Genomic DNA, 12,638 nt, shown 5'->3' with positions numbered 1-12,638 from the left:
GCATGCATACTATTTTTCTTTACATTTGAAATAGTATGCATGCATACTATTTATTCGAATTACAAAACTTAAAATTCTTCATTAGCCATGGAAACTACAGTTGCCAAAGATGCCATCAAGGGAGGTGAATTTCTGATCAGAGAAACTGAAGCCGACGAGATATTTATTCCTGAGGAGTTTTCGGAAGAGCAGAAAATGATGGCGGAAGCCACAAGAGATTTCATCGAAAAGGAAATCAAGCCAAACGTAGACAGGATGGACAGCCTTGAAGAGGGTTTTATGCCTGGCGTGATGGAAAAGGCGGGTGAATTGGGCCTGCTGGGCATTTCTATACCTGAGCAGTATGGCGGGCTAGGCATGAGCTTTAACACCAGCATGCTCATTGCTGACATTATCAGTTCCGGCGGATCGTTTTCTACTGCTTACGGCGCCCATACGGGCATTGCCACCCTACCCATTTTGTACTATGGCACTGAAGAACAAAAGAATAAATACTTGCCAAAGCTAGCCAGTGGCGAGTGGAAAGGGGCCTATTGCCTCACCGAACCCGATGCTGGTTCCGATGCCAACTCCGGCAAAACAAAAGCAGTTCTGTCTCCGGATGGCAAACACTATCTTATTACCGGGCAGAAGATGTGGATTTCCAATGGAGGTTTTGCTAACCTGTTCATCGTGTTTGCCAAGATAGGCGACGACAAGAACCTAACTGCCTTCTTGGTAGAGCGCACCTTCGGCGGCATCACCATGAATGAAGAGGAAAAGAAGCTTGGTATCAAAGGGTCATCTACCCGCCAAATTTTCTTTAATGATTGCCCCGTGCCGGTCGAAAACATGCTTTCCGACAGAGAAAATGGCTTCAAGATTGCAGTGAACATACTCAATATTGGTCGTATTAAACTTGCGGCCGGCGTTATTGGCGGCTGCAAAGATGTGGCCACTATGAGTACCCAATACGCCAACGACCGCAAGCAGTTCGGTGTTTCCATTTCGTCCTTTGGCGCTATTCAGCACAAATTGGCTGAGATGGCGGTTAAAACCTATGCGATAGAATCGGCCTGCTACAGAGCTGGCCAAAACATCGATGACAAAATCACCGACCTGATAGCGAACGGCATGCCTGAAAATGAAGCCAAGCTGAAAGGCGTTGAGCAGTTTGCCATTGAGTGTGCCATTCTGAAAGTGCATGGATCGGAGGTGCTGGATTTTGTGGTAGACGAAGGTGTGCAGGTTTATGGTGGTATGGGTTTCTCTGAAGAGGCGCCGATGGCGAGAGCCTACAGAGACGCCAGAATCACCCGAATTTATGAAGGCACCAACGAAATCAACAGAATGCTTCTGGTAGGCATGGTATTGAAACGAGCCATGAAAGGCGAGCTGGATATACTGCAACCGGCGATGGCGGTGGCCAAAGAGCTTACGTCAGTTCCCTCCTTCGCATCTCCTGATCTTACCAAGCCCTTTGCCGAAGAGAAAGAAATATTGAAGAACCTGAAGAAGGCCATATTAATGGTAGCCGGCAAGGCGGCTCAGACTTTTGGGCCTAAGCTGAATGACGAGCAGGAAATACTGATGTGCATTGCCGACATGATGATTGAGGTGTATGTAGCTGAATCGACACTACTTAGAACTGAAAAGCTGGTGTCAAAGACCGGAGAAAGTGCCAACGCTCTTCAGGCGAAACTTGCCCGTGTATATTTGGCCGAGGCAGTGGAAAAAGTCAACAGCGCCGGAAAAGAGGCAATCGCCGGTTTTGTGAAAGGCGACGAACAGAAAGTGATGCTCATGGGAATGAAGCGATTTACCAAAATGAGTCCTGTTAACACCATACAGTTGAGACGTGAGATAGCCAGTGTGATGATAGAGAAATCAGGATATCCGTTAGCATAGTAGGATAAGTGGATAGTGAAATCAAAATCCGCCCCGACAAGGCGGATTTTTTTTGCGTTATAGTCAAAAAGCATGATGCTTTCGGAAGCTTTTTTGTGAATTAGAAATCAAAATGGTGCTTTGATTGTTTACATTAAAAACACCCCTCAAAGATTCAGTTTTAATTATAATACGACTAATTTTGTTCAAACAGGACTAAGTGTATGGATGCATCCTTTCGAAAGCTCACCACCAAGGAAAAAGCGCTAAAAATAAATCTTGACGAAAAAATATACGGCACCTTTGCTGAAATAGGCGCCGGTCAGGAAACCGCAGCTCATTTTTTCAAGGCAGGGGGAGCATCGGGTAGTATCGCCAAAACGATGTCAGCCTACGACATGACCTTCAGTGATGCCATCTATGGGCCTTGCGACAGGTATGTATGCGAGCCTCGCCTGCATCAAATGCTGGACAAAGAGTACAACCTGCTCACCAAGCGGTTAAGCTACAGAGCCAAGCGAACCACCTTCTTTGCTTTCGCTAACACCGTTGAAACGCTCAATTTCAAAAGAACCAATAAGGGACATGGCTGGATAGGCATCCGGTTTCAGCTCCACCCCAATACACAGCCCAACGACTGCATCATCCACCTTGTGCTGAACGACACTGATGCGCTTTGGCAGCAGCAAGCACTGGGTATAGTTGGCGTTAACTTGCTTTACGCCTGCTATCACTACATGGATCCTGAAGAGTTTATCATTTCTCTGATCGACAACCTGAGTGAGGGCAGAATAGAAATTGACATGTTCCGCCTGGAGGGGCCCGACTTCCACCATGTGGACAACCGCCTGATGAGCTTGAAGCTGGTTAAAAACGGGTTGACGCAAATGGCGATGTTTGGTGCGAACAGAGATGTGCTGCAACCGTCGGAAGCATTGTACAAAAAGAACGTCCTTGTTCTTCGTGGAAGATTCCGGCCGGTGACACTTGTCAATGTGGACATGATGATTGCCGGCTTGAGGCAGTTCAAAAAAGAAGCCGACGTTGACCCGAAGAAACTTATAGTGCTTTCTGAACTTACTCTCAACGACTTAACCAAAGATGGCAAAATCGATGAAAATGATTTTCTTGACAGGGTCGACATCCTTTGTTCGCTTGGTCAAAATGTAATCATTTCAAATTATCAGGAGTATTACAAACTAGCCACCTATTTCGCTCAATACACAAGGGGGAAAAAAATCGGGATTATACTTGGCTTCAACAACCTGCTTAGGATTTTTGATGAAAAGTACTACTCAGACCTAAATGGCGGAATTCTACAGGCCTTTGGTGAGCTTTTCGGTATAAATATTAAACTGTTTGTTTACCCCTACATCAAAGACTTTGAATCCAAAGAATTGATGACTTGTGCCAATTTTAAGCCAGCCGGGCACCTCAGACACCTCTACGATTACCTTCTGGAAAACAAAAAAATAGAAGACTTATCGAAAGTAAATGAGAAAAATTTGAGCATCATTTCGGACAAAGTCCTGGCAATGATACAAAATGGAGAAGATGGTTGGGAGCAATTTGTTCCGCACAAGGTGGCTGCCGCTATTAAGAAAAACCTCCTTTTTGACTACCCCTCACCGGTTGCTATGGAAGAAGATGACTAACGCTTTTTATTGCTTTGTTTGGAGCGCTGGAGCCTATAGTCTTTAATAATTTCGAGAAAGTTGGCTTTGAGCGAAACGCTCTTTAAGAAAATTGAATAACTTTAATGTTAAGTAATTTTTTAAGTCCCTTGCAGTCTTATGAAGCTGTAAGATGCTGATTGAAACGCTTTGTGAAGCCAACCTAACCTTTGTAAACAAAGTAGCATTTTAGACTTCTACCTAAACCAATACGTGATGCAATTCAGATTAAGTAGCATTCTGTTTTTTCTTATTTTTCTATCTCTGTCCATTCATTCTAACCTCTCTGCTCAGACTTGGGAATCACTGCTGGATAGCAGTGATTACTACTTCGATACAGATCAGAAAAGGTCTCTGATGTATTTGCAGGATGCCTATAATGTGCTGAGTGCACAAAACGCAGGTAAGCCCACCGGGCAGGAAGCCGTGCTGCTAAACAATCTCGGAATGCTCTATTGGGACCTGGACGACCTGGGTAATAGCAAGAAGTATCTATTGAAATCTGTTGAAACCTGGCGAAATCTTGGGCAAACCAGCAATGAGGATTACGCAAATGCTTTGACCAACGCAGCCAATGTTAGTAAGATCTTGGGAGATTTTGGAGCATCAGAGCGGCTTTACAAAGAGCTGGTACAAGTGATTGGTGCAATTAAAGGGGATCGCAGTACGGACTATATCAAGGCAATGCAGGAACTGGGAGCCTTCTATGAATACATAGGCGAATTGGAGATGGCCGCCGTAAATTTTGAGAAGGCCCATACGCTGCTCGAACAAAATCACTCGACAGTAATGTTTCTGATGGCTAACTCCTATAGCGATCTCGGAAGAATCTACATTAAACTGGGGCAACCCGACAAAGCATTTTCTTTTATCCAACACAGCGACGAGTTGTATGAGGCCAATTCACTCACTCACAAATTAGAATACCTTGAAAATCTGGAGCACCTGGGGATAGTGTATGAGTATTTGGGTAAATACGGGGAGTCTGAAAGAGTGCTACTGAAAACGCTTGAGCTGAAAAAGAAGAGGGAAGGAATTGACCAGGGACTTATTTTGGAAACATTGAATGACCTGGGAATTCTATACATAGACCTGGGTAACTATGAAAAGGCAGGAGGTCACCTGCAGGAGGCCTTTGTTCTCAGCAAGAAAATATTTGGCCCCCGGCACCCCAACTACGCCACCGCTGCGAACAACCTGGCCAGTTACTACAACGACAGAGGCGACTTAGACAAAGCTTTTGAGCTCTTCAAGGAGTCAGCTGATATATATAAGGCCAACTATGGAGAATAATACCCGAAGTACGCTACTTCTCTCAACAACATGGCTGGAATCCGTCGGACTCAAAAAAAATATGATGAGGCGAAAAAATACTATGAAGACGCCCTAAGGATAGACAAAGTAGTTTTGGGGGAAAGTCATCCTGACTATGCCACTTTGATCAACAACATGGCCGTGCTCTACTCGAACACAGGGGATCATCAAAGAGCGGAGGCACTTTATCTTCAGGCGCTAAACCTGCGAAAAGTGAGCTTGGGCGAAAATCACCCTTCTTATGCTCGGTCGTTGGAGAATCTTGGCCTGTATTATATCACACATGATCAACCAAAAAAATCGGGTGAATTTTTCAAGGAGGCTATCAAAATACAGGTTGGGCAGGTAGCGAAAATATTTCCTGCTCTTAGCGAAATTGAAAGAGAAGTTTTTTACAACACGGTTCGGGAGGATGTAGAGCGCTTCAACACTATAGCGCTTAAGCTTATGAAAGAGTCCCCGGCGATACTGGGAGACCTATACGACAACCAACTGGCAACAAAGGCGATTATTTTCTACGCCTCGGACAAAGTAAGGAAGAATGTACTCGCCAGCGGTGATGAGCAATTGATCCAGGACTTTATCCTCTGGAAGACGCTTAAAGCCCGTCTGGCGAAGTTTTACCAGGTAGGTACAGCCAAGCTCAAGGAGATGAATATCAATATTAATGAGCTTGAGGTAAACATTAATAATCTTGAAAAGAAACTGGCTTACCAGTCATCCTACTTCACCTCTGGAGATGATAAGCAATACAGCTGGGTCGACATTAGAAGAAACCTCAAGGAAGGCGAGGCGGCTGTAGAAATTGTCAGATTCCGGGAGTTCAAAAGCCTGTACGGCGACAACGACAACCTCATCTACGGTTTCTCGGATCACATACAGTATGCCGCCCTAATTATTAAGCCCGACTCATACACGAACCCCGAGCTGGTTCTGCTCGACAATGGCAATCAACTCGAAAAACAATATTACTCAGCGTTTTTCAATTCTTTGAAATTTGGTGTAACAGACAACGAAACCTACGTGCAGTTTTGGGCCAAAATACAGGAACGTTTAGGTGGCGTGAAAAAAATCTATTTCTCTCCTGATGGGGTCTACAATAAGTTTAACCCTGAAACATTATTCATTCCTGATCAAAAGAAATACCTGGCCGATTTGCTTGACGTAAATTTTGTCACGAGTACCAAAGACGTTGTAGAATTCAGCAGAGCCGAAAAAAACAATGAGAAAACAGCCATCCTTATCGGTAATCCTGACTATGGTCACATTCCCAGTGAGCTGGCAACAAATAGCAAAACAGCCTTTATCAATATGTTCCAGCCCCTGCCAGGAACCATGGTTGAAATACATGCCATTGATGATATGCTGAGAGACTCTGGTTGGAATTCTAAAATAAGTACAGATAAGCTAGCTAAAGAAGAAAGAATAAAGGGCCTGGTAAGTCCTAAAATTCTACATATATCTACCCATGGTTACTTCCTTGATAATCCACCATTTATTTCAAAGAATGTTAACACCACTGACACTAACCCGTTATTCAAGTCAGGTCTTGTGCTTGCTGATGCCAACAATTTCTTTGTAGACTATGTAACAGGAAAGGATGCAGACCTGGAGTCGGAAGATGGTATTTTAACTGCCTACGAAGCAATGAACCTTAACTTAGACAACACAGACCTTGTGGTATTGTCTGCCTGTGAGACAGGATTGGGAGAAGTAATGAATGGCGAGGGCGTTTATGGTCTTCAGAGAGCTCTTAAAGTGGCCGGGGCCAGGAACCTGATCCTGAGTTTGAACAAGGTTGATGACGAGGTCACTAAAGACCTGATGATTTCCTTTTACAAGTACTACCTGAGTTCGGGAAACATCCGGCAGTCATTTCGAAAGGCACAGATGAACGTAAGGGAGAAATATGAAAGTCCCTATTTCTGGGGTTCATTCATTCTGATTGGAAAAGGCTGATTCCAATCTTGAAATTTATACCCAGCGATGCAATCCTCTGGAAATGTACTCTAGTACCTTTTCACAGGTTCAAAGGGCTCTGTTGAAAATTAGAATCAATCTGTATTTCTGGGGCATTGATTTTTGGGATGGGTGTTTTGTGCTTGCATAAAAAAGCGAAAGATGCAAGCCTATCCGGCTGGAGAAGCCCGGTCTGGCGAGACACATTGAACCAGTTTTGCTTTTTTATTACCGTCAATTTGCGGAATCGAATAACACTCCTTTTGAATTTTATCCCCCAGATTTTTTACTTGATCCGAAAATTATATGAAGGGCCTCCTTGCAAATTAAAAACCCAGAAAAAGCTTTAACCAGCCTATTTCCGGGTTGTAACTTCTTGATATACTCACTGTTAACCGTTAATAGTCAGGAAATACCGTTTTTTCTCATGGTAGTCCTTCCAAGACTCCCCAACTTTAGTTGGACCCTTAGACAAGCCTTAGCGACAAACAAAGGGTCTGAAGGTACTCACTGCTAGTAAGAAACGTAAATATCAATTATGTCTCCCGGATTCAGTTGGTAGCCATTCAGGTTGTTCAATTCAAGCAACAGTTCTTCAGGAAGGTTGAACTTTTCAGCTATCGATATGATAGATTCTCCCTTTTTTACCTTGTACTGTTTGTAATTGACGGCATGGTCATTCAATTCAACCAGGAGACTCAGGCTTGGCTTGATGCCGTTCTTCCCCTCGATCCTAATGGGTGTATATGGCTTAACAACTTCCGATTGCAAGCCATTCATCGCTTTTATCCTATCTGCCTGCAAGTTGAATGCCCTGGCGATAGCATCAATAGAAGCGCCGGGTCGGGTTACGTAAATCTTCGCCAGATCAGTTTGTAATGGTTTTGTAGAGTATACCTCAAGCTCCACCCTTCTGTTAAATGCCCGTCCATACGCCGTAAGGTTATTGGCCACAGGGTCACCTTCTCCGTTGTAGTAAACAGTCAAGGCAGTTTCGTCCACACCATGACTTACAAGATATTTATAAACAGCGTCTCCCCGCAAGTCAGACAGTCTGTGATTGTAGTCGTGTTCTCCCTGGCTATCAGCATGTGCATGAATTTCGATCTCAATTTCAGGGTTCTTCCTGTATAACTCGATCAACTTATTCATCGTCACAATGCCCTCATCCCGAATATTGGTGGCGTCGGAGTCGAAATAGACGCTCTCATAGTTCAGCACAATGTATCCATCTTTGTACCCACGCACCTGCAAATCTTTGATGAAAAAGTTATCAGGCTTGATCGACGACACAGTCTGACTGTTTGAGAGAATCTTATAAGCCTTGTTCCCGTCCAAATAATCGAATACAAACTCCCCGTTTTGGTTTGTATAACCTACCTTGATTGTTTCACCAGCACTATTTGCCAGTACTACCGGATAGTTCGAAAGAGCTTTACCACTTTTAATATCTACCAAACGCCCTTGAATCTTGATATTCTTAAACTCTTCAGTTTGGTATTGATCAACACTGGCCATGACCATACCCGACTCAACGTACTTGTTTTCGAGATCAATCTGATCACCAAAAATCGTGTTTGACCTTGCCCTTACGTTTATCAATGTCCCAACTAAACTTTTCTCCTCTGCATTCAAACTGTTGTTAACCGCTCTGTCCTTTGTCAACAGTTCCATCTGGTTCCTGCCTTGAGAATAGTTAAAAGCCTCGGTTAAAATCAAGTGATTAAAAGTCTTTCGGATTTCAGGGTTGTAGTTCTTGTATTTGATAAAATCATCCTTGATTGCTCCCATTTCAGCCGCAGAGAGTTGATCTTCGGTCATAAACTTTGCCATCCTCCTGGCCATCCGCTTCTCTTCCGAATCGAACTCCGCAAACCTTTGTTTGTCTTCTTCAAACATCTCCGGGTGACCCGTGTAGTCATTATTGATCAGCGATACAGCCACAATCCTATCAATAGCTTGCCTTTTACTCGTGGGCAAGCTTTCATAAAGTGTCCTTTGGTCAGCGGTCATACTTACAGTCGCCCGACCTGAAGCCACCTTTGACAGTGCATTTCCAGATTCGGGCTCACCAGCCTCGTCTCGTCGGTCGACTATGATCTGACCACCATCGCTTGAAGCAAGGTTACTGCTTGTGGAGACAGCCAGAGAGTTTTGCTTCGTACTATTTGTATTACCTGAACTGCTTGTCTTCGAGTTGCCTTGAGCAAGGGCCTGGTCGCTAACTGATTTTGATGAACCAGCGGCATTGCCAAACGAAGAGGTAGCCATTGGCCTATTGGACTGACTTGCGATAAGCTGTGAGGGCTCAGATGCATTTTCGTCGAGTGCCAACAGCGGCTTACTGGCTAGTTTATCGTAGCTGCCGGCCCCGGACACCATTCTTGCAAATCTCAACTTTTCCTCCTCGCTGAGAGCACTGTAAGCATTCTTATTGGCACCAGTTAATAAATTACCCACTTCGCCCACGACTACATTTCCGTTTGTTTTGGTGTTCAAACTAGTGAGCAGCAGGGTCTGCTTTGCCGTAGCGTGATTAAAAATATACTCATCTGAAAAAGACAAGTTCCGAAGCCTTCTAACAAGAATTTTGTCAATAAGCGCCTTTTGTCCAGCCGGTTTCTTATTGTAAAAATCAAGATCCGCCGGAGTAATGCTCTTATCAAAATCTGACGGTTTCGCCGCCAGAAACGCCGTCACAAGTCTGTCAATAGACTGTTGTTCTTCAGTAGGCAAATTCTGGTAGAATACTTTGTCGTTGTCGTTCAACGAGAAATCGCTTTCAAGTGCCAGGTTCTTTAGTTGGCTAACTATGGAAGCCTCGGCCCGTTCCATAGATTGCTCGTCCTGCTTTTTGAGAAAAACATTTGTGTTCACACCGAGTGTTAGATTTTCGATTGATTTTTTCTGAAGGAGGTAACTCCGTGCCAACGTTTTTACCTGAGTTTGATCCGCAGCAGGCAAAGACTGGAAATACTCGTCTTGTACTTCCTTGCCACGATACTCCGTCACCTTCAGAGCAATGTACTGGTCTATCTTTTCTTTGGCATCCTTTGAAAGTTGTTCATAGTATGCCTTCTCCTCATTGCTTAGCGACACATTTAGCCCCAAACCGTCTTCTTCAAGATAAGACGACACCATCCTGTTGATTGAATACTTATCGCCTGTAGAAAGCTGCTGGTAGTAAAACTCATCTTCGGTTCTCACAGCTCTAAGGTCTCTTTCTGACATCTTCCTTACCCTGGAATTGACAATTCTCTCAATCTTCTCCTTGTCTGATTCAGATAAGTTGTCATAAAATGCCTGTTGCTCGGCTGTAAGCATTGCTTGCGTATTGAACATACGTGCCGCAAGAAAATGAGAGATCACTTCTTCGACCTTTTCTATGTCGTTGGTGTCGAAATTATAGTCATCTGAGAAGACGGAGCTGCGGCCAGCCACCACATCTTCTTCCAGAATTTCAGCAATAATTTCCTGGTCGGTCTCAATGTGGAAGGTATAAATATCCTGCCCTCCCACTCCGCCGTCCCGGCCCGACGTAAGATAGCCACTTTGCTCTCCCAATATAAAAAACCAATCATCCCGATTTGAGTTATATGGAAGGCCCATATTATAAATCTCCGAATTCTCGAAGTTATTTCCGTTCGTCATGAATATATCAAACCCTCCAAATCCCCGGTGTCCATTGGAGGAGAAGAAAAGAACCCCTTCTTTCTGGTCATAAAACGGAGTGGCTTCGTCCATGCTGGTGTTGATAGCAGATCCGAGGTTGATAGCAGGCCCCCAATTGTCATTGCCAGCATCTACGCTGTACCAAATATCTGTCTGGCCAAATCCACCAGGTCGATCGGAAACAAAAAATAGCGTATCATTTCCCGGAGACAATGATGGATGCCTTGAAGTAGTGTTTTTTGCATTTATGTTTGCATTCAGAGGCTTTGGCTCACTCCATTTGCCATCGATAAGCTCCGATTTAGATATCTGAGAAGGTGTTGACGACCCAGCTGGCGGATTGTAGGTAAAGTAGACTTTCGTATTGTCTCTGTTAAAAATACCGGATCCCTCTCCGTTTTTAGTATTCAGGTTGGAAAACTTATCTTTATTTCCAATTTCTGTCCACGCATCTCCCGAATGCTCAAACCTGAAAAGATCAGCTGTTGACTGCCCCAGCCTTGCATCAAACACAGAGCCTGTCGATGATTTTCTGGAGGAAGACATCATAAGAGAAGCGTCCCCCTTAAATATAAAAGGAGCATAATCATCGTATTGCGTATTGACCGGAGATGGCAGCACCTTGAATTCGGCATGCCGAACCGGGTTAGCCATCTCGTTAAGAGCCAGGAGACAACCTTCTTTTTCTACAAGCGCCTGTAGCCTGAGTGTCTTAAACGCCAGCATTCTATCAGGATTAGTATTATACCACTTCAGGTAAACCTGAAAATTCTCCATTGCCTCCTGGTACTTTCCGTTGAGCTTTTGCATCAAGGCAAAATAATATCGGCTCGTCGGATAGTTGGCTTCAGAGAGGTTAATCATCTTTTCATACTGAAGCTCAGCTTCCTGATACTTAAAAGTGTACCTATAGCACTCAGCTAACTGAAAAGTGGCCAGCTGGTTGTTCGGTTCTTCTGCAAGTGCCTGAAGGTAAAACTGTGCCGCCTCAGCATAATGTCCATTTCTAAACAGTTCATCAGCGTGCTCATTTAGCTGAACAGCTCCCTGACCAAAGGCAGCAACCGTTAAACCCAGAAAAGCCGCAAATGCTAGAGATAGTTTCTTCATAACTAAAATAATGGATTAGACGAGCTACCGCCCTTCTTATCCTTACCTAACGTGTAAGTTAATGAAATTTCAAAAGATGGCACAAGCGATTCGTTTGGCTCTGTAAACAAATAAGCTTTGTTCAGGTCATAGCTAAAAGCCATCTGCAGGTTATTATTCTGAAAGCCGGTTGTGAAAATGAAAGAATCCCTCAATCGATACCAAAGTCCGAAGGTGAGGTAGAGGTTGTTTGCTTTGAGTGAGCGGTTGTCGCTAAAGCTGTAGCTAACGTAGCTTCCCATATTAAACTGATAGCGATTATCGGTGGAATAGTAAAAAATTCCATTGGGAGACCACCTTAACTTATGGGAGATGCTAAATTCCATACCGCCATGATAGGTCATGAACATTGGCTTACGAGCTACCTCCCCTCCCATAAAAGAGGTATTTGGCCGATTCAAGTTCTTGAATGAGAACCCTGAGAAGGCGCTATACTTATAAAGCCTGTATGTTCGGGCGGGGTTAAAGTAATAGGTCAAACCCGCATTGAAGACCGGGTAATGCACCATATCGTTGAACTGTGCAGACGGGTCTGCCGCATTCGGGTCAAAGCCAGAAACCAGGTATGGTGTATACTGCGATCCCCACTGTAGATTACCGAAATTAATGCTTTCATTAAAATACCCCCCCTGGAGCCCGAAGATTACGTAGTCTGGACTAAAGTCGCCCAACCTAAGGTTGTAGGCGGTGGAAACCATAAAACCATTGTTCTTGAAAAAGTTATCACCAATACTCTCGCTGAAAGCTGTTAAGCCAATGCCCCCAAACTGTCGTGCATTAAATCCACTCGAAACGAAAGGATAGAGTATCGAAAACTGTGAAAGTTCGTTGGAAATTCCAGAAGTTTGAAACTGTCTTTTGTGATTAAGAGATACCTGTAAATCGGGCGGAATGCCCGCAAACGAAGGATTCAAAAACAAAGATGAGGTATAGTACTGCGAAAATTGGCTGTTCTGTCCAGAGGCACTAAAAGCGAAGCAAGCCAACATAAGAAAACATATATAT

Annotated in this window: 6 protein-coding genes and 1 pseudogene; 5 read left to right on the top strand and 2 right to left on the bottom strand. The window is 44.1% G+C overall.

Annotation, left to right across the window (positions count from 1 at the left end; all coding sequences use genetic code 11):
* Window positions 1-87 precede the first annotated feature (87 nt).
* The 5 genes and pseudogenes from RT717_RS08670 (at window position 88) to RT717_RS08650 (ending at window position 6,812) form a co-directional block, all read left to right on the top strand.
* The gene (locus tag RT717_RS08670; RefSeq protein ID WP_317491341.1) at window positions 88-1,887 is read left to right on the top strand and encodes an acyl-CoA dehydrogenase family protein; all 1,800 of its coding nucleotides are present in this window, start codon (window positions 88-90) and stop codon (window positions 1,885-1,887) included.
* A 203-nt stretch (window positions 1,888-2,090) separates the two neighbouring features.
* Window positions 2,091-3,521 carry a TonB-dependent receptor gene (locus tag RT717_RS08665; protein ID WP_317491340.1) on the top strand — a complete coding sequence of 477 codons (1,431 nt, stop codon included), beginning with the start codon at window positions 2,091-2,093 and terminating at the stop codon, window positions 3,519-3,521.
* Window positions 3,522-3,755: 234 nt separating this feature from the next.
* The gene (locus RT717_RS08660; RefSeq protein WP_317491339.1) at window positions 3,756-4,832 is read left to right on the top strand and encodes a tetratricopeptide repeat protein; all 1,077 of its coding nucleotides are present in this window, start codon (window positions 3,756-3,758) and stop codon (window positions 4,830-4,832) included.
* 24 nt (window positions 4,833-4,856) lie between these two features.
* A pseudogene (locus RT717_RS08655) lies at window positions 4,857-5,174 on the top strand (tetratricopeptide repeat protein); the annotation flags it as partial.
* A 126-nt stretch (window positions 5,175-5,300) separates the two neighbouring features.
* Window positions 5,301-6,812, top strand: coding sequence for a CHAT domain-containing protein (locus tag RT717_RS08650; protein ID WP_317492350.1), 1,512 nt, complete (start codon window positions 5,301-5,303; stop codon window positions 6,810-6,812).
* A 513-nt stretch (window positions 6,813-7,325) separates the two neighbouring features.
* On the opposite strand, the gene RT717_RS08645 is transcribed toward RT717_RS08650, so the two are convergent.
* Window positions 7,326-11,594 carry an OmpA family protein gene (locus RT717_RS08645; protein ID WP_317491338.1) on the bottom strand — a complete coding sequence of 1,423 codons (4,269 nt, stop codon included), beginning with the start codon at window positions 11,592-11,594 and terminating at the stop codon, window positions 7,326-7,328.
* A 2-nt stretch (window positions 11,595-11,596) separates the two neighbouring features.
* Window positions 11,597-12,622: a PorP/SprF family type IX secretion system membrane protein gene (locus RT717_RS08640; protein WP_317491337.1), complete on the bottom strand. Its 1,026-nt coding sequence runs from the start codon at window positions 12,620-12,622 to the stop codon at window positions 11,597-11,599.
* Window positions 12,623-12,638: the final 16 nt, after the last annotated feature.

Source organism: Imperialibacter roseus (assembly GCF_032999765.1).
GTDB lineage: Bacteria > Bacteroidota > Bacteroidia > Cytophagales > Cyclobacteriaceae > Imperialibacter > Imperialibacter roseus.
The sequence above is the reverse complement of the archived record's forward strand: the minus strand, read 5'-3'. Positions and strand labels throughout refer to the sequence as shown.